General features: G+C 41.1%; 18 protein-coding genes and 1 pseudogene. 11 read left to right on the top strand and 8 right to left on the bottom strand.

Annotation, left to right across the window (positions count from 1 at the left end):
* Positions 1-137: 137 nt before the first annotated feature.
* The 5 genes from GARC_RS02730 to GARC_RS02710 all read right to left on the bottom strand — a co-directional run bounded on the left by GARC_RS02730 (position 138) and on the right by GARC_RS02710 (position 4,940).
* Positions 138-1,031 (bottom strand): prepilin peptidase, encoded by an 894-nt coding sequence (locus GARC_RS02730; protein ID WP_007616424.1) that lies wholly within the window; start codon positions 1,029-1,031, stop codon positions 138-140.
* Positions 1,032-1,211: 180 nt separating this feature from the next.
* Positions 1,212-2,420 carry a type II secretion system F family protein gene (locus GARC_RS02725; protein ID WP_039988476.1) on the bottom strand — a complete coding sequence of 403 codons (1,209 nt, stop codon included), beginning with the start codon at positions 2,418-2,420 and terminating at the stop codon, positions 1,212-1,214.
* A gap of 96 nt (positions 2,421-2,516) precedes the next feature.
* On the bottom strand, positions 2,517-2,960 hold the full coding sequence (locus GARC_RS02720; protein ID WP_007616422.1) for a pilin: 444 nt from the start codon (positions 2,958-2,960) through the stop codon (positions 2,517-2,519).
* A 214-nt stretch (positions 2,961-3,174) separates the two neighbouring features.
* Entirely contained in the window at positions 3,175-4,035 is an 861-nt protein-coding gene (gene nadC, locus GARC_RS02715) for a carboxylating nicotinate-nucleotide diphosphorylase (RefSeq protein ID WP_007616418.1), read from the bottom strand.
* Positions 4,036-4,436: 401 nt separating this feature from the next.
* Entirely contained in the window at positions 4,437-4,940 is a 504-nt protein-coding gene (locus GARC_RS02710; protein WP_007616416.1) for a retropepsin-like aspartic protease family protein, read from the bottom strand.
* 88 nt (positions 4,941-5,028) lie between these two features.
* Here GARC_RS02710 and ampD point away from each other — a divergent pair, with 88 nt between their 5' ends.
* From ampD to GARC_RS02665, 9 genes and pseudogenes are all read left to right on the top strand, one after another.
* Positions 5,029-5,583 (top strand): 1,6-anhydro-N-acetylmuramyl-L-alanine amidase AmpD, encoded by a 555-nt coding sequence (gene ampD, locus GARC_RS02705; protein WP_007616414.1) that lies wholly within the window; start codon positions 5,029-5,031, stop codon positions 5,581-5,583.
* Positions 5,580-6,405 (top strand): annotated as a pseudogene (gene ampE / locus GARC_RS27670) (beta-lactamase regulator AmpE). Before ampD ends, ampE begins: the two are co-directional and overlap by 4 nt.
* A 601-nt stretch (positions 6,406-7,006) precedes the next feature.
* A complete protein-coding gene (gene pdhR, locus GARC_RS02695) occupies positions 7,007-7,759 on the top strand; it encodes a pyruvate dehydrogenase complex transcriptional repressor PdhR (RefSeq protein WP_007616412.1) in 753 nt (250 codons plus the stop codon).
* Positions 7,760-7,915: 156 nt separating this feature from the next.
* Positions 7,916-10,600: a pyruvate dehydrogenase (acetyl-transferring), homodimeric type gene (gene aceE, locus GARC_RS02690; protein WP_007616410.1), complete on the top strand. Its 2,685-nt coding sequence runs from the start codon at positions 7,916-7,918 to the stop codon at positions 10,598-10,600.
* A gap of 26 nt (positions 10,601-10,626) precedes the next feature.
* The gene (gene aceF / locus GARC_RS02685; protein ID WP_007616407.1) at positions 10,627-12,297 is read left to right on the top strand and encodes a dihydrolipoyllysine-residue acetyltransferase; all 1,671 of its coding nucleotides are present in this window, start codon (positions 10,627-10,629) and stop codon (positions 12,295-12,297) included.
* A gap of 120 nt (positions 12,298-12,417) precedes the next feature.
* Complete coding sequence (lpdA, locus tag GARC_RS02680; RefSeq protein ID WP_007616404.1) at positions 12,418-13,839, top strand: dihydrolipoyl dehydrogenase; 1,422 nt, start codon at positions 12,418-12,420, stop codon at positions 13,837-13,839.
* A gap of 235 nt (positions 13,840-14,074) precedes the next feature.
* Positions 14,075-16,141 carry a M13 family metallopeptidase gene (locus GARC_RS02675; protein WP_007616403.1) on the top strand — a complete coding sequence of 689 codons (2,067 nt, stop codon included), beginning with the start codon at positions 14,075-14,077 and terminating at the stop codon, positions 16,139-16,141.
* Between the two features lie 142 nt (positions 16,142-16,283).
* Positions 16,284-16,553 (top strand): DUF1289 domain-containing protein, encoded by a 270-nt coding sequence (locus GARC_RS02670; protein WP_039988471.1) that lies wholly within the window; start codon positions 16,284-16,286, stop codon positions 16,551-16,553.
* Positions 16,554-16,576: 23 nt separating this feature from the next.
* On the top strand, positions 16,577-17,359 hold the full coding sequence (locus GARC_RS02665; RefSeq protein WP_007616401.1) for an SDR family NAD(P)-dependent oxidoreductase: 783 nt from the start codon (positions 16,577-16,579) through the stop codon (positions 17,357-17,359).
* A gap of 22 nt (positions 17,360-17,381) precedes the next feature.
* Here GARC_RS02665 and GARC_RS02660 read toward each other — a convergent pair whose 3' ends face one another.
* The 3 genes from GARC_RS02660 to GARC_RS02650 all read right to left on the bottom strand — a co-directional run bounded on the left by GARC_RS02660 (position 17,382) and on the right by GARC_RS02650 (position 20,627).
* On the bottom strand, positions 17,382-18,287 hold the full coding sequence (locus GARC_RS02660; protein WP_039988530.1) for an alpha/beta fold hydrolase: 906 nt from the start codon (positions 18,285-18,287) through the stop codon (positions 17,382-17,384).
* A 105-nt stretch (positions 18,288-18,392) separates the two neighbouring features.
* Positions 18,393-19,154, bottom strand: a complete 762-nt coding sequence (locus tag GARC_RS02655; protein ID WP_007616399.1) for an esterase/lipase family protein — start codon at positions 19,152-19,154, stop codon at positions 18,393-18,395.
* A gap of 24 nt (positions 19,155-19,178) precedes the next feature.
* A complete protein-coding gene (locus GARC_RS02650; RefSeq protein WP_007616398.1) occupies positions 19,179-20,627 on the bottom strand; it encodes a WS/DGAT/MGAT family O-acyltransferase in 1,449 nt (482 codons plus the stop codon).
* Between the two features lie 170 nt (positions 20,628-20,797).
* Here GARC_RS02650 and GARC_RS02645 point away from each other — a divergent pair, with 170 nt between their 5' ends.
* Both GARC_RS02645 and GARC_RS02640 read left to right on the top strand, forming a co-directional pair.
* Entirely contained in the window at positions 20,798-21,643 is an 846-nt protein-coding gene (locus GARC_RS02645) for an HDOD domain-containing protein (RefSeq protein ID WP_007616397.1), read from the top strand.
* Positions 21,644-21,812: 169 nt separating this feature from the next.
* Positions 21,813-22,535: a DUF481 domain-containing protein gene (locus tag GARC_RS02640; RefSeq protein ID WP_007616395.1), complete on the top strand. Its 723-nt coding sequence runs from the start codon at positions 21,813-21,815 to the stop codon at positions 22,533-22,535.
* Positions 22,536-22,578 lie beyond the last annotated feature (43 nt).

The following is a 22,578-nucleotide window of genomic DNA, read 5'->3' as shown; positions in this document are numbered from 1 at the left end:
GGAGAAAAGCAAAGGCGAATGGCGGCTTGGCCGAAAAAAACAAAGCCATAAATTCTTGCAATTAATTGTTCTTAACATTTTTTTCCTCTGTGCAGCCCAGCGCTCTGAGTTCTCTGTGGTAGCAAGCTTTTAAATGCTTAGGGCAACATCCACTGCCAATATTGGGTAACAATCCAATCACCATACAATAAGGTTAAAAAACCAGCTGCAGCTAGATAAGGACCAAAGGGGATGGGTTGGCTTTTGTCTTTGCCTTGTACTGTGAGTAAAGTCACGCCTACAATCGCACCAACAAATGAAGACAGCAATACTACCACGGGCAAATGTTGCCAACCTACCCAAGCACCTATGGCTGCAAGTAGTTTAAAGTCGCCATATCCCATGCCTTCCTTGCCAGTCAGTAATTTAAATGCCCAATACAAGCTCCATAAACTCAAATAACCAACCGCAGCGCCAATCAAGGCATCTTGGCTAGACACAAAAGGACCTTCGATACTCAGCAACAAGCCTAACCATAACAAGGATAAGGTTAATTGATCGGGTAATAACATGGTATCTAAGTCGATAAAAGTCATAGCAATCAACAACCAAGTGGCGACCACTGCAGCAAAGCCTGCTAAACCAAAACCAAAATGCCATGCCACTAAAGTCGATAACAGGCCCGTACCCAATTCAACCAAAGGATAACGAATAGCAATGGGGTTTTTACATTGGCTACATTTACCTCTTAACGCCAGCCAACTCAAGACAGGGATATTTTCCCATGCTCTAATTTTATGTTGGCATTTAGGGCAAGTAGAATCAGGTTTAACTAAGTTAAATGGAGGTTCACAAGGACTAGTTGCATTAGGAGCATCTGCATTTTGTGAAGCCGTATACTCAGCTATTTCAGCTTTCCACGAGCGTTCCATCATAACCGGTAAACGATAGATAACCACATTCAGAAAACTGCCTACCATCAAACTGACGATAAACACAAAACCCATAAAAAAAGCCGGTGAGTCAGCCATTAACTGAAAAGATGCTTGCATAAAGTCGCTTATAAAAGATTACTAAAAAATGTCTAATGACAGTAGCTTGCCAGAAAGCCTCGAATGAGTCACGAGCTTCGAGCTTCGAGCTTCGAGCTTATAAAAATTAAAAACAAAAATACTGCTAGGCTCAATCACTCTTTTTCGATTTTTGCTCGTCGCTAATAGCTCGATGCTGCACTACACCACATTACCCATATCAAATATCGGCAAGTACATGGCAACAATCAAACCACCAATAACTACGCCTAATACAGCCATGATCATCGGCTCTAACAAACTTGTTAGGCCATCTACCATATCGTCAACTTCTGCCTCGTAGATAGTGGCGACTTTACTGAGCATCTCATCAACCGCGCCAGCTTCTTCACCTATGGCAATCATCTGCACTACCATTTCAGGAAACACACCAGTACTTCGCATACCCACATTCATGGGAATACCACCTGAAACTTCTTTTTTAACAAATAAGATAGCATCACGAAATACTGAATTACCTGCAGCTCCCGCGGCAGAGTCTAAGGCGCCCATAAGAGGCACCCCAGCTGCAAAAGTAGTAGCCAAGGTACGAGTAAACCTAGCCACTGAAGCCTTTTTAAGAATTTCACCAATCACAGGAATCTTTAAGGTTTTTTTATCAACAGAATCTCTGAGTTTTAAAGACTTTTTATGGGCTCTGGCAAATAAAGTCCCAGCAGCAAATACTACTCCGGCAATAATTAATCCATAATCCTGCATACCTCGAGATATACCCAAAACAAACTGAGTAAAGGCAGGCAGTTCTGCACCAAAACTAGAAAATATTTCTTCAAACTGCGGCACCACAAAAATTAATAGAATTGTAGTCACAATAAAAGCTACTACTATTACCGCTATGGGATAAAACATGGCCTTTTTGATTTTGGATTTAAGGGCTTCGGATTTTTCTTTGTAGATAGCAATACGATCATAGATAGTTTCTAAGGCTCCCGACTGTTCGCCGGTTTCGACTAAATCACAATATAAATCGTCAAAATAATCAGGATGTTTACGCAACGTTTCTGAAAGTGGGTTACCTGCGCTAACACTGGCGCCTATTTCACCTAACAAGGTGCGCATTTTTTTATTGGCGTGACCAGAAGCAATCATTTCTATCGTTTGAATTAAGGTAACACCAGCACTGAGCATAGTGGCGATTTGCCTAGATAATATAGCAATATCAAGAGGCTTAATTTTATCGCCACTCCCAAATAAAGGTTTGGCAAGCTTTTTAACCTTTTTAGCAGAAATACCCTGTCTACGAAGTTGATTTTTAGCTTCGACAATAGACATGGCGGAAATTTCGCCCTTTACTATCTGGCCTCGCCTATTTGAGCCGTTGTAGACAAATATTGTGGGTGCAGTAGCCATAATTTACCTTACTTGATTAATTACAAAATCAAAAAAGCCCAGACTTAGCTGGGCTTTTGATCTTACTTTATTACATTTACTATTTAATAATACTAATTAACACATTTCAGTCGGGACACAAACGGCAGCCCAAGTAATACCACCATTTGCAGCAACAGTAGGAGTCAATTCATAAGAGGCTGCATTTGCACCATTGATAGTAGAGTCCAGAGGCTTAACAACTGTGATGACACCAGCAGCTACGCTTATGCCTGGGATACCATTCGCCGCAGCAACATCAGCAGGAATACTAGTTGGATCAGCTACTGTAGTTGCATTACAATCTGCAAGCGCAGTACCCATCTGTAAACAGATTTCTACGGCGGTTTTGGCAGGTGCAGAAGCGTTAGTTATTTCAGTGAATCTCGCTTTCTCAGTATATGTTTGATAAGCTGGCAAAGCAATCGCAGCCAAAATACCTATAATAGCCACAACAATCATCAATTCGATTAAAGTGAAGCCGCCTTGTTTTTTTACATTGTTCATTTGAGTCATGTTCATGGTTTTATCTCCAACACATATTGTGTAAATTTAAGTTTAAAATTTTGCTACTTGGTTGCCAGTTTAAGGCGTTGTTTTTGAATTCCTGTTCAGTATAGAACGAGTTAGCTATCTGACAAGTATTCAGATGCATACCTAAGTCTTAACCATCAAAATTGTCATTCAATATACACCTATCATTCTTTTCCCAAGCTCTCTATCACAAGCAATGCGATCAATGCTTCGAAGCACTAGTTTCTATTACTCTTAAAGACAAGTCTATCGCTTGAACATGCTTAGTAAGCGCGCCTGAGGAAATAAAGTCTACCCCTAAAGCAGATAAAGTCTTTAATCTTTCGATAGTAATATTACCCGACACTTCTAGTTTGCACTGTGCTTTGTTGACAATGACCGCCTGTTTAAGCATAGCCAAACTAAAATTGTCTAGCATTACAATATCGGCTTTAGCCGCAATTGCTTGATGTAATTCTGCAATATTTTCAACTTCAACTTCCACTGCTAATTCGGCGTGCTGCTCTCTTGCTTTAGTAACCGCTGCCTGTATCGAACCACAGGCAAGAATATGGTTTTCTTTTATAAGGTAAGCATCAAATAGGCCCATACGATGATTTGTACCACCACCACAGGTCACTGCATATTTTTGTGCGCGGCGCATTCCGGGCAATGTTTTACGGGTATCTAATAACTGAGTGTTGGTACCTGCTAACTCTTTCACACATTTGGCGACTATTGTGGCTGTGCCTGAAAGCGTTTGTAAGAAGTTTAACGCGGTGCGCTCTCCCGTTAAGATGTGCCTAGCGTTACCCGAGATCCTCACTATTGGCTGGTCGACTTGTAGTTGCTCACCGTCTTGGACATACCAGTGCAACTGAATGTCTTTGTTGAGCTGGGCAAAGGTTTCTGTGACCCAAGCCGCTCCCGCTAACACACAGTCTTCACGAGTAATAATATCGGCGACTATCTGTTGCGTGGTGGGGATCAAGTTTGCAGTAATGTCGCCAATGTCTGCATCTAGTCCGTTTAAATCTTCTGATAATGCGATTGCAACCGCTGCTTTAATATCAATATCTTGCATAATTTCTCTTGTCATTATGGGGAATAATACGATTCCATTTTAAAGCTTTCTACCACAGAGGCACAGAGCGCTGCGCTGCACAGAGGAAAAGAATGTTAAGATAAGCTAATTAGTATTTTTGACTTTGTCTTTTCGGCGAAGCCGCCACTTATTCTTTGCTTTTCTCTGTGCTCTCTGTGCTCTCTGTGGTTCAAAATCTTTTTCTTTGGCTTTTCAACATAAAAAGCTTTCCACCACAGAGGCACAGAGCGCTGCGCTACACAGAGGAAAAGAATGTTAAGATAAGCTAATTAAATTTTTGACTTTGTCTTTTCGGCGAAGCCGCTACTTACTTCTTTGCTTTTCTCTGTGCTCTCTGTGTCCCTGTGGTTCAAAATCTTTTTCTTTGGCTTTTCGGCTATTTATAAGTTTCGTAAAATCAACCATTCGCCTCTTTGGGTGAATTCTAATTGTTTTAATGCGCTCATACCCAGCAATATTTCATTATCTTTAAAACCAGGGTTTAAATTGGCTCTGACATTATCTAAGCGAATATCACCAATAGATAATTGTTGTATATTTGTCTGAGCCACCTGAACTCGTCCATTTGCGGTTTGCACCCATGACGAACTGCCTTTTTGCAAATTAAGTTGCTCTGCCAAATGCATAGGTACTGATACATGAGTCGCGCCAGTATCTAATAAAAACACCACAGGTTGGCCATTAATAAGGCCACTACTGACGTAATGCCCAGCGCGATTTTGTTTAAGCCGCACCTCTTGCACACCTTGACTAGATGACGATATAGGCTCGGCATTGGGGTTAAATTGCTTGGCAAGTTGATCATCAAACAACAGCGTTAATAAGCCCAAACCAATGATCCATGCAACAATTAACATGCCTTTACCCATTTTTTTCTGCTGCATTGCTTAATTTACTCTCTAAAATTTGTCAGCGTTCACTGATCCACTTTGATATGATAACAAAATAAAGCCATTTCAAGCTGCTAAAACCTTGATTAAGAACGCGATTTTAACACAAGCTGAATATTGTTCTACCTCTCACTGGGACGAACGCCCAGAGCAAACCCCAATATCACTTTTGGTGGTGCACAATATTTCGTTACCACCAAACGAATTTGGTGGCGATTATATTAAGTACTTTTTCAGCGGCTGTTTAGATCCTAAGTTACACCCCTACTTCGCCAGTATTTATCAAATGCGCGTGTCTGCCCATTGCTTAATTAAACGTGATGGGCATATTCTGCAATTTGTGCCTTTTGATAAAAGGGCGTGGCACGCCGGAGCATCCAGTTTTCAGGGGATGAATAAATGTAATGATTATTCTATTGGAATCGAGCTTGAAGGTGCAGATCACATTCCCTACACCCAAGATCAATATCAAAGTCTAAGTTTATTAACTAAACAATTGATACAAGAGTATCCTGCGATTACTCTAGGACGTATTGTTGGTCATAATGATATTGCACCAGGCAGAAAAACCGACCCAGGCATTGCCTTTGACTGGCCACTTTTTCGAAAAATGATAAAACAAGAGATAACATCATGACATTAATCAGCTTGTTGCTGGTACTGCTAGTTGAACGCGTCACCACTAAATCCCAATATTGGCAAGCAGGGTTTTATACTGATAAGTACCTACAATTTATAGAGCCTAGAGGTTGGTTTAATTCGTCGTCTAAATCTTGGATTTTGGCACTGGTTATCTTTGTACCTGTAATTATTGTGTATTTAGTTGTACAAAAATTTTCCGGTGGATTATTAGAGTTAGTCATTAGCACTACAATTTTGATGGTTTGTGTGGGTTGCCCAACAATCCGTGCTACCTATAAATGTTTTTTTACAAGCAGCTAACAGAGGTGATTTACAGGCCTGTAGCATGTATGAGGATCAAATAAGTGGCGATGATAAAGGCACTATTTCTTTTGGTCTAAACCTAGTTTGGCAAAACTACCGTCACTATACAGCCGTTATTTTATGGTTCGCTGCCTGCGGAGCTTCTGGAGCGATTTTATATGTTTTGGTTCGAGAATTGGACTCAAAATTATCCGCTGATAACGAGCAAATTGCCAAGCAGGTAAAACGTTTACTCAACATTATTGATTGGATACCTGTACGTATAACGGCCTTAGGCTTTTTATTGGTAGGGCATTTTTCTCGTGCTTTCCCTACTTGGTTAGGCTACTTACCCGACCCTGCCGTTGAAGCTAAAACACTTTTGTTAGATGTCTCTAAACGAGCCGAAGAAATAGAACCAGATGAAAATGATTGCACCGAAGAACCCTGCACTTTAGTACGTTTGGCTAAAAGAAATGTGATGTTTTTGTTAGTGATTATTGCACTTTTAACTTTATCTGGTTGGATCAACTAAAACCGTCCATCTTAATTTATCTCTACCTTTTAACAATTTCATAAATAAAGCACAGATAAAAGCAGAAGATGAGTATTACGCTTTTGCCGAAACGACAGTCTAATATTTAATCTTAACATTCCTTTCCTCTGTGTAGCGCAGCGCTCTGTGCCTCTGTGGTAGAAAGCTTTTAACTGCTGAAAAGCCAAAGAATAAAGAACCACACAGCACAGATAAAGGCAAAATGAGTGACTGCTTTGCCGAAAACAATACAGCTAAAAATCCTCGCTATTAATTCATCTCAACATTCCTTTCCTCTGTGTAACGCAGCGCTCTGTGCCTTCTGTGGTAGAAAGCTTTTTATGTTGAAAAGCCAAAGGATAGGATACTTTGAATCACATTTGGCACTTTTAAATGGAATAGCATAAAAGGTCTGACCAGAATTATCATCTTATATCTAATTGTTTTTTATTGTTTTTTTTATCACCTTATTCATTCTACTGGTCTTTTTTAAAATTAACATTTACCCCAAGACAAATGTCTACTAAGCTATTGCGGCTTAATGGTATAACCAATTTACCACTTTCAAATTTATTGTTGTTATCTACTATGGAATGATTGAATGCGCCAAGTGCAATCTAGAAAGTTATCTGACGATATTATGGAGCAATTAGAATCCATGATACTAGAAGGTAGATTGTTGGCCGGACAAAAACTTCCATCAGAACGTGCACTCGCGGAACAATTTGCAGTATCCAGACCCTCAGTTAGAGAAGCGATTCAAAAGCTCGAAGCCAAAAACATGTTGGAACGCAAACAAGGCGGAGGTACTTTTGTTAAACCCCGTCTAAACGAATTAATTACCGATCCTTTGTTATTACTGTTATCCGATAAACCAGAGATGCAATTCGACTTACTTGAATTTCGTCATGCTCTTGAAGGCATGGCTGCTTATTATGCAGCGCTTCGAGGTCAACCAGAAGATTATCAGGCGTTAGAAAGTGCATTAGACGCATTACCAGTAGGTTCAAATTCAGCGGATAAAAGCCAAGAAGCCATGGCTTTAGTTAACTTTTATCTGACTATGGCCAATGCGGCCCACAACATGGTTTTACAGCACGTGATGCGCAGTCTACAGTCTATGCTGCAAGACAATATCCAACGTAATTTAGAAGTTTTGGCCAAACATACTGATGTTGAACAAAATATAAACCGCCAAAGGCGCAATATAGTTCAAGCTATTTTAGCAGGTGATCCAGAACAAGCTCGTAAAGCGAGCAATGAACATTTGGCCTATATTGAAGACACTTTACTGAACATTAATCGACAAGACATGCGTATGCAGCGTGCGTTGCGCAGGATAGAAGTGAATTAAAGTAAATTAACTATTTCATTGGATATGTTAAGGCATCTCCAAGGATGAAATGAATAACAGCTTATTGAAATATCAAGCAACATCAGTGTTTACCACTAGATATATTTGAATAACGATAAGTCCCTACATTAACAAACTATAAAAAAGGAAAGCACCATGGCTGATATGATGCATCCGGATGTGGATCCACAAGAAACGCAAGAGTGGTTAGACTCTCTAGAAACTGTTTTTGAAGAAGAAGGCGCTGAACGCGCACATTTTCTTTTAGAGGCTCTAATTGACAAAGCTCGTCGCAGTGGAGCGCATTTACCTTATGATGCAACCACTGCGTACATCAATACCATTCCGGTAGTGCAAGAGCCAACTTTGCCTGGTGACCAAACAATTGAAGCACGCATTCGTGCTGCAATACGTTGGAATGCTTTGATGATAGTGTTGCGCGCTTCGAAGAAAGACTTAGATCTTGGTGGCCATATCGGTAGTTTTGCTTCATCTGCTATGTTGTACGATGTGGGTTTCAACCACTTTTTTAAGGCACCTAACGACAAAAATAATGGCGACTTTATTTTTTATCAGGGTCATATTTCTCCAGGTATCTATGCCCGTTCTTTCCTTGAAGGCAATTTATCAGAGACACAATTAAATAACTTTCGTCAAGAGTGTGATGGTCAAGGTATACCTTCCTACCCGCATCCTCATTTAATGAAAGATTATTGGCAGTTCCCAACAGTGTCTATGGGCTTAGGACCAGTGCAAGCTATCTACACTGCGCGCTTTTTAAAGTATTTAACTAACCGTGGCATTAAAGATTGTTCAGAGCAGCAAGTTTATTGTTATTTAGGTGACGGTGAGTGTGACGAGCCTGAATCATTAGGTGCTATTGGTTTAGCTTCACGTGAAGGTTTAGACAACTTAACTTTCGTGATCAACTGTAACTTACAACGTTTGGACGGACCGGTACGTGGTAACGGTAAAATCATCCAAGAGCTTGAAGGTACTTTCCGTGGCGCAGGCTGGGAAGTAGTCAAAGTTATCTGGGGTAGTTATTGGGATGCACTACTGGCCCGTGACAAGTCAGGTAAACTTTTACAACTGATGAATGAAACCGTAGACGGTGAATACCAAAACTGTAAAGCCAAGGGTGGCAAGTACACTCGTGAAAACTTTTTCAACAAATATCCCGAGACAGCTGCATTAGTGGCCAATATGTCTGATGAGGATATTTTTCGTCTAAACCGTGGTGGACATGATCCCGTTAAAGTATTCGCAGCTTATCAAAAAGCCATGGACACTAAAGATCGTCCAACCGTTATTTTAGCTAAAACCATTAAAGGTTTTGGTTTAGGTGCGTCTGGTGAAGCGTTAAACATTGCTCACAATGTGAAAAAAATGGACGTGGATTCCATTAAAAAATTCCGCGACCGTTTTAATATTCCTGTTGCTGATGAAGCGATTGCTGATTTACCTTATTATAAATTTGCTGAAGACAGTGAAGAATATAAGTATATGAAAGCCCGCCGCGAAGCATTGGGTGGTTCATTACCACAACGCCGCGTGCAAGCTGAAGAACAACTTGAGATGCCTGAATTAAAAGCCTTTGATGCTATTTTGAAAGGTTCTGGCGATCGCGAAGTGTCTTCTACTATGACCTTTGTACGGGTGCTGAATGTCTTATTGAAAGACAAAAAAATGGGCAAACGTGTAGTGCCTATTATTCCTGACGAAGCCCGTACTTTTGGTATGGAAGGTTTATTCCGTCAAGTGGGTATTTACGCTAACGAAGGTCAAAAATACATTCCTCAAGATGCTGACCAAGTGGCTTATTATCGTGAAGATAAAAAAGGTCAGGTATTACAAGAAGGTATCAACGAACTAGGGGCAATGGCTTCTTGGGTTGCTGCTGGTACCTCTTATTCGACTTGTAACGCCACTACTATTCCTTTTTATATCTACTACTCTATGTTTGGTTTCCAACGTGTAGGCGATTTAGCCTGGGCAGCGGGCGATAGCCAAGCTCGTGGTTTCTTATTAGGTGCAACTGCTGGTCGAACTACCCTTAACGGTGAAGGTTTACAACACCAAGATGGTCATTCACATGTGCAAGCTAACCTCATCCCTAATTGTGTCACTTACGATCCAACTTACGGATATGAAGTAGCGGTAATAGTACAAGACGGCTTACGCCGTATGTACACTGAAAACGAAAATGTTTTCTATTACCTAACCTTGATGAACGAAAATTATCAACATCCTGCTATGCCAGAAAGCAAAGACGTAGCCGAACAAATCATCAAAGGTATTTACAAGTTAGAACGCGTAGAAGCTAAAGGTAAGGCTAAAGCCAAGTCTAATGTTCAATTAATGGGCTCGGGTACTATCTTAAATGAAGTACGTAAAGCTGCGCAGATTTTAAGTGAAGACTACAAAATCTCTTCTGATGTGTATTCAGTGACTTCTTTCAATGAATTAGCACGCGAAGGTCAAGGAATAGCACGTTGGAACATGCTTAATCCTGAAGCTAAGGCAAAAACCGCTTATATTGGAACAGTTATCACTAAAGACGCTGGCCCTGCTATTGCAGCCACTGACTATGTGAAAGGTTATTCTGATCAAGTGCGTGCCTTTATCGATACTGACTATCGTTGCCTAGGCACAGACGGGTTTGGTCGCAGTGATAGCCGCGCCAACTTACGTACACACTTTGAAGTTAACGCTGCTTACGTGGTGGTAGCCTCTTTGTATGAACTAGCCAAACGTGGTGAAGTTGACAAAAAAGTGGTGACCGAAGCCATTAAGCGCTTCGACATCAACATCGATAAACTTAATCCACTTTACGCCTAATAGTGACTAGATAAGGAGTCTTACATATGTCTGATATTCAAAAAATTCTAGTCCCCGATGTAGGCGGCGAAGAAGTTGAAATCATTGAAATTTGTTTCGCTGTTGGCGACACACTAGAAGCCGATGAAGGAATTGTTACTGTTGAGACCGATAAAGCCTCAATGGACATTCCAGCCCCTTTCGCAGGTGAATTGACCAGTTTGTCGGTCAAAGTCGGTGACAAGATCAAAGAAGGTGATGTGATAGGTGAAATAAAAACAGCAGGCTCTGACGCTCCTGCTGAACAAACACCTGCAGAACCTGAAGAAAAAAGCGCGGCTCCTGAAGTTGCAGCAACAGACGAAGCTAGCAAAGCAGAATCGGCTCCCGAGGCTGAACCAGAAACAACGGGTGCAAGTGAGCTAGTTGATGTAGCAGTACCGGACATTGGCGAAGACGGCGAAGTGGATGTTATTGATGTATTGGTATCTGTTGGTGATGTGATTGAGCAAGAAGACGGTTTAATTACATTAGAAACAGATAAAGCCACTATGGATGTACCATCTACTCATGCTGGAACAGTCAAAGAAGTGTATATCTCTACTGGCGATAAAGTGAAGCAAGGCACTCTTGTGATTAAACTTGAAACTGCCGCTGGTAAAACCGCTGACAAATCGCCTGAAGCGGCACCAGCCGCTGCCGAAAAGCCGCCTGAGAAATCTGAAAAAGCGACTCCTGTAGCTGCAGAAAAACCGGCTCCCGTTGCAGATGCACCTGTCGCAACTTCTGGCGCAAAAGCTCATGCTTCGCCTTCAGTGCGCAGAATAGCTAGAGAATTTGGAGTAGACTTAAGCCAAGTAGCAGGCACAGGTCCTAAAAAACGTATTCTCAAAGAAGACGTACAAGCCTATGTGAAAGCAGAATTGGCTAAACCTCGCTCAGCCAGCGGCAACGCAACTGGCGGCGGCAATGTATTGCAAATTGCTACGGTTAAACCTGTAGATCACGCCAAATTTGGTGAGATTGAAATATTACCTTTAAGCCGTATTCAGAAAATATCTGGCCCCTTCTTACACCGTAATTGGGTCACTATTCCCCATATTACTCAGTTTGATGAGGCAGATATCACTGAGGTTGAGACTTTCCGTAAAGAGCAAAATGCTTATCATGGTAAAATTAAGTCTGGGCTAAAAATCACGCCATTGGTATTTGTGATGAAAGCAGTCGCTAAAGCATTGGAAAAATACCCAGCCTTTAACTCTTCCTTATCTGATGATGGCGAAAGTTTAATTATTAAGAAGTTTATTAATATCGGCATCGCGGTAGAAACACCGGGCGGTTTAGTGGTTCCGGTGATTAAAGATGTCAACAAAAAAGGCATCGAACAGCTTTCTAGAGAGTTGATCGAGATCTCTGGTAAAGCCCGTGAAGGCAAGTTAAAAGCGACCGATATGCAAGGTGGCACATTCACCATATCAAGTTTAGGCGGAATTGGTGGTACAGCATTTACACCTATTGTTAATGCCCCTGAAGTTGCTATATTGGGCGTCTCTAAATCAGAAATGAAACCTAAGTGGAATGGTTCAGAGTTTGAACCGCGCCTAATGGTGCCATTAAGTTTGTCTTACGACCACCGGGTTATCGACGGTGCAGTAGGTGCGCGCTTCTCAACTGAAGTTGCTGCAAACTTAACTGATTTGCGTAGAATAATACTTTAGTGAACAATGGGTGGCTGTTTACAGTTACCCATTTGTTAAAAGCCAAAAGGCAGAATTTATTCACCACATGTTAATTGCTACTTTAGCAAAACATGTTGTTCAAAAATATTTGAGGATCATATGAGCGAAATTAAGACTCAATTAGTTGTATTAGGTGCAGGCCCAGGAGGCTATGCAGCCGCTTTTCGTGCTGCTGATTTAGGTATAGAGACAGTTATAGTAGATGCTCGTGAAACCTTAGGCGGCGTGTGCTTAAACGTGGGTTGTATCCCTTCAAAGGCACTACTTCACGTAGCCAAAGTGATTGACGATGCCAAAGAAATGGCCGGTCATGGGGTAACTTTTGGTGAGCCGAAAATAGATTTAGACAAAATACGTGGTTGGAAAGACAGCGTTGTTAGCCAGTTAACCAAAGGTTTATCTGGTATGGCTAAAATGCGTAAAGTTAAACACGTGCAAGGTTATGGTAAATTTACCAGTAGCAATACCCTTGAAGTTGAAGGTAAAGATGGCAAAACCACTATTACCTTTGATAATGCTGTTATTGCAGCAGGCTCTGAGCCAGTTAGCTTACCCTTTATTCCAAAAGATGATCCCCGCGTAATCGATTCCACAGGCGCACTAGAAATGGCTGACATTCCTGAAAAAATGTTAGTCCTAGGCGGCGGGATCATAGGTTTAGAAATGGGCACAGTTTATCGTGCACTGGGTTCAAAAATTGACGTAGTTGAGTTCCTTGACCAGTTAGTACCTGCAGCTGACAAAGATGTAGTGAAAGTTTATCAAAAATACATTAAAGACAAATTTAACGTCATGCTTGAAACCAAAGTCACAGGCGTTGAAGCTAAAAAAGACGGTTTGTATGTCTCTTTTGAAGGTAAACAAGCACCAGCAGAAGCCGTTAAATACGATAAGGTTTTAGTCGCTGTTGGCCGTCGTCCAAATGGCAGCATGGTAGACGCAGAAAAAGCCGGTGTAAAAGTAGACGAGCGTGGATTTATCAATGTTGATAAACAACTTCGCACCAACGTGTCCAACATTTTTGCTCTAGGTGACGTAGTTGGTCAGCCTATGCTGGCTCACAAAGCAGCCCATGAAGGCCATGTAGCAGCTGAAGTTATTTCTGGTTTAAAACACTTCTTCGACCCTAAATGTATTCCTTCTGTTGCTTATACCGATCCAGAAATGGCATGGGTTGGCTTAACTGAGAAAGAAGCGAAAGAACAAGGCATCAAATACGAAGCCGCTACTTTCCCTTGGGCCGCGTCTGGTCGTGCTATCGCATCAGCACGCACTGAAGGTTTAACTAAGTTAATCTTCGACAAAGAATCACACCGTATTATTGGTGGCGCCATAGTAGGTATTAATGCCGGTGAAATGTTAGGTGAAATTGGTTTAGCTATTGAAATGGGTGCAGATGCAGAAGATATTGCATTAACCATTCACGCTCACCCAACTCTAAACGAATCAATCGGTCTAGCCGCGGAAATGTACGAAGGCAGCATTACTGACATGCCTAATCCTAAGGCAAAGAAAAAGTAAGCATTTTTATTTGTAACTAAAAAGGGCCGGTTGGCCCTTTTTTATTGTCCCCTCCCCCCTTTACGCCAACTCTTTTGAAACAAATCCTCACACTTAACTCTCTGCAGTTTTTGCAGTTGCCGCAAGCAATCAGTAAACTCATGCCTCACTATAAAAATAAAACGAGAGCTTAATATTAAATCAATCTGTGTGAAGATAGGTGATTGGTAATAAATGGCTCCATAAAGGTAGGCAGATGAAAAAAATTAATATGTTAGCGCTAAGTGTCAGTTTGGCATTAGGTTTGAGTGCATGTGAACCAACAAGCAAACCAGAAACATCTTCGGCTGTGGCAGCGGTAAACGCAACGCTAATGACCTCAGGTATCGATTTAACAGCCGTTGATCAGAACGTGCGCGTTCAAGATGACTTTTTTAGGCATGTGAACGGTGCTTGGTTAACAGAAACTGAGATCCCGGCAGACAAATCAAGCTACGGTTTGTTTAATGTTTTATATGACGACACCCAAGAAAACTTAAAAACCTTGATCCAAGGATCTGCGAACACTCAAGCTGAACAAGGTACCAACACCCAAAAACTGGGCGACATGTACAATAGCTATATGAATGTCGATTTGGCCAATGAAAAAGGTATAACACCGCTTCAATCTCTTTTAGATAACATCAACAGCGCTGAAAACATGCAGCAGCTTTCTAAAGTATTCGGTGAGTTGTATGTATTAGGTGTGGGCGGCGCATTTAATTTTTATACCTCGCCTGATGCTAAAGATCCTGAAGTGAACACTATGTATCTTTATCAAAGCGGTTTAACACTTCCCGACCGTGATTATTACAGTAAAGAAGAAGAAAAATTTGTAAACTTCCGTGCTGCCACCGAAAAATATATGGCCGAAATATTAACTAAAGCGGGACATGCGTCTGGCACTGCCGCTGCAAGTAAAATAATGGCTTTGGAAAAAGACATCGCTAGCAAACACCTGTCGCAGGTTGAAAGCCGAGATGCCGAGAAAAATTACAATAAACAAAGCGCAACACAAGTCAAGACCTTACTAGGTAACTTTGATTGGCAAGCCTATGCTGATGCCAGTGGTGTAGGTAAAGTTAATGATATGGTAGTGCGTAACATGCCTTACTTCGAGAAAATATCTGGGGTATTCGCAGCCCATGACTTACAAACTTGGAAGGATTATCTAACCTTTAACCTAGTCGACACTTATGCTGGGCGTCTAAGCCAAGATATGGTTGATTTACATTTCGCATTCCACTCAACAACATTAAGAGGTATCCCAGAACAACGTCCACGTTGGAAACGTGCAGTAGCCGCGACCAGTAGTGTGTTAGGTGAAGTATTAGGGCAACAATATGTAGAGCGCCACTTTACCCCAGAAGCTAAAGCTAAAATGGATACCTTAGTGCAAAACCTAACTAAAGCCTATGGCGATAGTATCAAGCAACTGGAATGGATGACCCCTGAAACCCAAAAAGCCGCATTAGAAAAACTAGCGGCGTTCACCCCTAAAATTGGTTACCCAGATAAATGGCGTGATTATTCTGATCTAGAAATCAAAGCTGATGATTTGGTTGGAAATTACATGCGATTCTCTAGCTTCGATCATTTTGAAGACACAAACAAAATTGGCAAAGCTGTCGACAAAGCCGACTGGGGTATGACACCACAAACCATCAACGCATATTATTCACCAGTTAGAAACGAAATCGTTTTTCCAGCAGGAATATTACAAGCACCGTTCTTTGATATGAATGCCGACGATGCAGTGAACTACGGTGCAATTGGTGCAGTAATTGGCCACGAAATTGGGCATGGTTTTGACGATCAAGGTTCAAAATATGATGGCCAAGGCAACCTCCGCAGCTGGTGGTCGGATGAAGACCGCGCCGCATTTGATGTATTAGGCAAAAAGTTAATTGCCCAATTCAATAAATTTGAACCCATTGAAGGTCAAAACGTCAACGGTGAATTGACCTTAGGCGAAAACATTGGTGATTTAGCAGGTGTCACTATAGGTTACAAAGCGTATCAAATGTCATTAGAAGGCAAAGTCGCTCCTGTGATTGATGGTTTAACGGGTAACCAACGTTTCTTTATGGGATATGCTCAAGTATGGCGCAGTAAGTCTCGTGAAGATGCGCTACGAGCTCAACTGCTTAGCGATCCACATTCACCCGGCGAATTCCGCGTTAACGGCATAGTCGGGAACGTTGATGCTTTCTATCAAGCATTTGATGTGAAAGAAGGCGATAAAATGTATCTTAAACCAGAAGACAGAGTGCAAATCTGGTAGTGCTCTATTAAAATCTAAGGTCGCTAGTTAGCGGCCTTTTTATTGTCTGAATATAATTCACCATAGTTTAAAGTGACTGCTCACATTTCGCGCAACATGTTATTATTAATATTTAACGTTATATGTAGCTTTGAGGCAATCATTGAAGCAGATTGAAATCTTTGAAATTACCAGTCCATGTATTGGCGTCTGTCAATCTGGACCAAAGGGTTTCTGCGTGGGTTGTTTTCGCTCCAGAGAAGAAAGAGTTCATTGGATAAACTTAGAACAAGATGTACAGAGTAAAATTATAAAAGCCTGTGCAGCACGTAAAAAACGTGCGAAAGCAGCACAAAATAGAAAGCCAAGAACAACTGACACATCACCACAGCTTGGTTTTTTAGATGACTCATTCAACCCAAAAAACCAATAAAATCCACTTTGACGAGGTTTCTAATGCCCAAACTAAACACAGTACTGATCACCGGATCATCAGAAGGTATAGGCCGCAGCTTTGCGGAGATATATGCTAAAAATGGACATGATTTAGTATTAGTTGCTCGCAATAAAGCTAAGCTTGAGGAATTTGCACAAGAACTCAAAGCCAAGTATGGGGTGAATGTGGAGGTTTTTGCTGCTGATTTGATCCCCGTCGATGCAGCACAAAAATTATTTACTGCTATTGCCCTTAAAGAAATTCAAATTGATATATTGGTGAATAACGCTGGCATGATGCAAGTCGAAAAATTAAGCCTAAGTGATCCGCAGCAGCTAAATAATTTATTGCAATTAAATATCCAAAGTTTGGTCAATATGACCCAACAATTTGTTAAACCCATGCTTGCCCGTGGCCAAGGAAAAATTGTCAATGTGGGCTCTATTGCTAGTTTTATGCCTACACCTAATTTTGCAGCATATGGTGCTAGTAAAGCGTTTGTATTGTCTTTTTCAGAAGGCATCGCAGAGGAATTTCGAGGCACAGGTGTTACCGTAACCTGCGTTTGCCCCGGTATGACAGAAACCAAAATGCTTAGTCATGCTGATGGCTTTGAAAAATTTATTCCTAAGTTTTTAAAAGCGGATCCGATGGAACTGGCTGCGCAAGCATACAAGGCCAGTATGAAAGGTGATGTGGTGTTTTTGGATAAAATAGCCAACAAACTGTTAGTGCAATGGGCCACGCACTACCCTCGATGGATGGTACGCGGCGTAAACGGATTATTTGCACGTTTTAAGTAACTCGTGCCCAGACTAGGTTAAGTTAGCTAGCTTTAATGTGTTCTAGGATCTGTGTGGTTATATCATCATATAGTTGGCTTGGAAGGGTGTGCCCCATTCCTGGGTAGATTTTTATTTTGGCATTGGGTATAGCTTTAGCTGTGGCAACCCCACATGCGACAGGTACCAAAGGGTCATCCTCGCCATGTATGATTAAACTGGGAACAGTTAAGGTATTGAGTGCTGTTGTTCTATCCGGCGAGTCCAAAATAGCGGCCAGTTGACGGGTGTTACCCGCAGGATTAAAACCTCTTTCTATTGCCCGTTTTATTAAGCCTAGTACTTTGTGTTCATCAAATGGGTAGTAGTTACCTTGTATCAATCTCCAAACATGCATGCCAAAGGCAATAGCTTTAGTGGCATCTTTAGGGGGTGGTTTAAGCATTTTAAAACTAAAGGTCGTAGACGGTTTAGGTAGTCTCTTGTTACCCGTAGTAGACATAATAGAGGTTAACGTTTTAACTCTTTTGGGATGATAAATTGCGAGTTCTTGGGCGATCATTCCGCCCATGGATGCACCTACTATGTGTGCACTTTCGAGCTCTAATGCATCTAATAGGCCCAGCGTATCTTTCATCATATCAGACAATAAATAGGCAGCACCTAATGGACGCTTAAATACAACATTTGCCAGTAAAGCAACACTAGAGGGTACTGGTAATGCATCCATCCAAGTACTTTTACCATTATCACGGTTATCAAATCTGATAACCCAATACCCTTGTGAGGCAAGTAATTTACAAAATTGTTCGTCCCAATAAATCATCTGAGTGGCTAACCCCATAATCAACACTATAGCAGGGTGACTTTTGTCACCAAAACTATCGTAATTAATATGAATATTGTTAGCTGTAATCAGCTGCTCAGGGTGATAAATGATAGTACTCAAAGGTGTTAACACTCGTAAGATATAAAACGAGTTCTAGCTTGCCTGAAAACTGAGTTTTTTCAAGCTCCTGTTTTATACCCCCCTTCAAAATATCTGCAACGCTCATTATGCGGTTTGGGTATATGGCTGCCAATTAGATTCTGCTTGTGCCAACCTATTGGCGATAATCCACACAGCCTGAGGATTATGCCCTAAACCTGTATGACTGCCTCTAACTTGAATATTCTCTGCTTGATGATGGTCCTCAATTTTATGATTGATACAAGCTTGCCAATGAACCACACCATCACTTTTAGAATATAATGCCGAATTAGGCACCGGGGGTGGCATAAACATTTGTTTCACCACATCTGGATTAGTTTGCGAAACATTGCCATTTATCAGTTCAAACAATCCTTTAACAGCGGGAGATGAACCTTGAGCCCCATTAAACGGACTACCCAAGGTAATCACTTGGCGCACACAATCAGGGATAATACGAGCAAGTTCTCTGGCCAAAATACCACCTAAACTCCAGCCTACCAAACTCACCTTGGCGTTATGGATAACTGATAATTCAATTACTCTATTTATCAATTTGTCACAGAGGACTTGTTCTCCACCCACTATATGTTTGCCGAAATTGCGTCCAAGTTCCCAGCCGTAAGTTTCATAGCCTTTACCTTTTAGGAATGACCGAATAGGTTTAGTAGAGATATCACTGGCTAAAAAACCGGGGATCACCATCACCGGATGGCCGTCTCCAGAAGGAGCCTTTTTTAAAAAGGGTAACGCAGCACCAAAGGCACTGAGTTCAAATAATGATCTGCCTTCACTGAACATATGCAATAAAGAAGGTCTGGGTATACTAGGTAATACATGTTTCATAACAAATCCTATAAAATGTTGTAACTATTCATCTTTCATAAGTGCATCAAGGGCTGCTCGGCCAGCTAACTTTTCCTGTACTGCCAGTTCTAACTCATTAGCACTCTCGCGAATGTATCGAGTAAACAAATCTAAATCGGGCATTAAATTTGCTGAGCTTGTGGGGCTAATAGTTAAAGTGCCGTTATAACTACAGATAGGCATAATCAACCCCATACCATCAAAAATGGGGGCTGTTCCCATATTAACAATGAGCTTATGCCCTGCAAGATAGATGGGTATTTGTGGTCCGGGTACATTGGTAATGACTACATTAAATAAAGGGCTATGATGCTTAGATATAGCCGCTCTGGAATAGAACCGAGCTGCCACGCCTGCTAACCCAAAAGGAATTAATTCCGCGTATCCCATTAAACTCTTTGCATCTATAGCATCTTGGTAAAGCTTACCAACCATTGTATTAATTTGAATTTTCTCAAGACGTTTAATGGGATCTTCAAGATCGGTAGCCAACTGCACAAACATTGCAGAAACTTGATTACCCATGGCATTTTTTTCTTCTGCCGTGCGAGTTGATACTGGCACCATGGCAACCAGTGGTTTATCGGGTAATTCACCTTTTTCTAATAAGTAACGCCTAAGTGCTCCAGCACATATCGCTAAAATCACATCATTTAAGGTTGCCCCGTCTACCACTTTTCTAAGGGCCTTTACACGATGGATATCTAAAATTGCTGAATTCCAAACACGTTCCATTTCAACAGTGTCGTTAAACCTAGTTTTGGGTGCGTTAAACGGCATGGTAGGCATTTTTATGCCTTGTGCTCGAGTCATGTAACCTGCTTTTAACGTAGCTTTGCCCGTATCCCACAACAGCCCAGGAAGCTTAGTAGGCCTCGAAATAAAGTTATAGGCACTTTTTGCCATCAGCCCAACAAGCCCCGGAATTTCTTGTTTTTCTTTTGCCACAGCGGGCTTTGGTGGCCTTGGTGTAGGCGACACATCAAACAGCATGGTCATCAAGTCGGCCCCAGACTTGCCATCAAATCCTGAATGATGCACTTTACTGATCAAAGCTACAGACCCTTTAGGCACTTGAGGGATATTGTCTACACCTTCAACGAAAATAAATTCCCATAATGGCCGATCTCGGTTTAGTTGTTGGGAAAATAATCTGGACGCCAAGTAACGCAATTCTTTCCAGCCACCTGGACGAGGTAAGGCGGTGCGGTGCAAGTGCATATTAATATCAAAATCAGGATCTTCTACCCAGTAGGGTCTATCTAGGCTAAGAGGCACTGTGACTAATTTTTGTGTAAGCCTCTCGACTGTATGTATACGCTCGTTTACATATTGACGAAAGTCATCAAACTTAAGCGACCCTTCTAAAATAGCAACTCCACCTATATGCATAGGTATTTTGGCTGTTTCGAGATATAAAAAAGACGCGTCTATTCCAGAAAGCTCTTCCATAGGTATGCCACTCAAGTTGTAAAGCAGATGTTAAAACACCCTATCTTTTTACGGACAAAAATCAACTTTTTTTCTGTATACGCTTGTATGCAATTCCAGACAAAAAGAATCTCACTTTTCAAATCATGAATGTTTATACTAGGACTACATAATTTAAAAAAATATTTACTATGCCATCAATTCATCTATTAGATATCGCTAGAGTCGCTGGTCAATCCTTTGCCTTACCAGACATTTGTGTGCGTATACGCTCAATGTTAGATGATGGCCAATCAAACTTAGAAGATATTGCTAGACTCATCGCTTTGGATCCCTCTTTATCATCAAAATTATTGAAACTGGCCAATAGTCCCTTATTCCGCTTTGAGTCCCAGATTGATTCTTTGGCTAAGGCTATCAACATTATTGGCGGCGAGGCCTTATATAATCTAATAATGGCGGAAACGGCTAGTTCAGCATTTGAACACTTCAGTAGCGACGTGATTGATTTAAAAAGGTTTTGGTTACAGAGCATTTATGCGGCTTTGGTTGCAAAACATCTGGCCAAGATGGTCAAAATAAGAGGCAGTGAACGTTTTTTCTTACTCGGTTTATTACATAACTTAGGCGAATTGTTAGTGGCAGTTCAAGCCCCAGATTTAGCAATTGAATGCAGCAAGTATGATGAAAAAATATCGCCCTGGAAATTGCAACGTCAAGTTTTAGGTTTTGATTACGCAAATTGCAGCGCAAAATTGATGGAGTTTTGGCACTTGCCCAGCCAATTATATATTCCTGTGATGGATCTACATAACGAAAATAAAGCACTGCAAAACAAAGATGTAGCGATTATTTACACTGCAGTTCGTGCTGGCGTAGCCATGTCTCATGATAATTTATATTCCACCAGCCAATTGGTCACACCATTAGTTTTAAAATATTTGAAGCTTGATCAAGAAGATTTAAAAGATGCAGTTAAATTTGCATCCATGGAAGCGGATGGCGTTTTGGGATTAATGAAACCTTCACAAGCCTGATATACCCATTTATTCCACATTTTGTGGTTTTATCTATGCACAAATGCAATGAATTTATATATAATTCCTCGCTAATTTTTAGGCTAATAGTATTTTTTACACCATGAAGTGGATCCAACTCCTTTTTATTTTACTAACGGCAAACTATTGTTTTGCTGGGCAAAATATCATGCACTCCCTTTATTTAGCTGATAGACCCAATTTCGATGTTGATGATGAGTTATCAATGATTGGTGAGTTTGGTTTTTTGGTGGCAAGTGGAAATACTAATGCGTCGACCACCACAGCTAAGATAAATACCAGCCAAGAGTTATCATCATGGAGTTATCAAATCATAGGTAGCGCCCTATACAAACAAAGCCAACAAGAAGTAAATGGCGAAAAAAGAAACTTGGCATCAGCACAAAGACTATTCATATCGGGGCAATTAGATCACAAACTAACAGAGCCAAACGACAGACTTTTTGTCTATGGCGAATATGAAAACAATAGATTTAGTGGTTTTCGTTACCAAGCGGCATTGGCTGCAGGCTGGACCTCAAGGCTCTGGCACGATAAGCAAAGTGAATTTAAATATAGTGTGGGTCCAGGTTACGCCATTTCAGAAGTTGAAGAAGACAGTAGTGATGAAGATGCCAAAGGTCTTATTGTTAGGGCAGCAATGGAATATAAACAAAAATTTGCCGATCATGCTACGTTTCGGCAATTTATTAGCACTGAAGCTGACCAAGAATTTTACAAAACCAAATCAGAAACATCTCTATCAACAAAACTGACGGGCGCTTTAGCTATGAAGCTAAGTTTTGTGATGAATCATGATACTAGTGTTGGGCCCGATATTGAAGAATTGGACACTGAAGCAGCAGTTACTTTGGTTTATCAGTTTTTTTAACATAGTGGTACGACTAAAGTAGGATTCTTCTAGCATTAAGCTT

The organism is Paraglaciecola arctica BSs20135, assembly GCF_000314995.1.
GTDB classification, from domain to species: Bacteria; Pseudomonadota; Gammaproteobacteria; order Enterobacterales; family Alteromonadaceae; genus Paraglaciecola; species Paraglaciecola arctica.
This window is presented reverse-complemented; position numbering and strand designations above follow the sequence as displayed.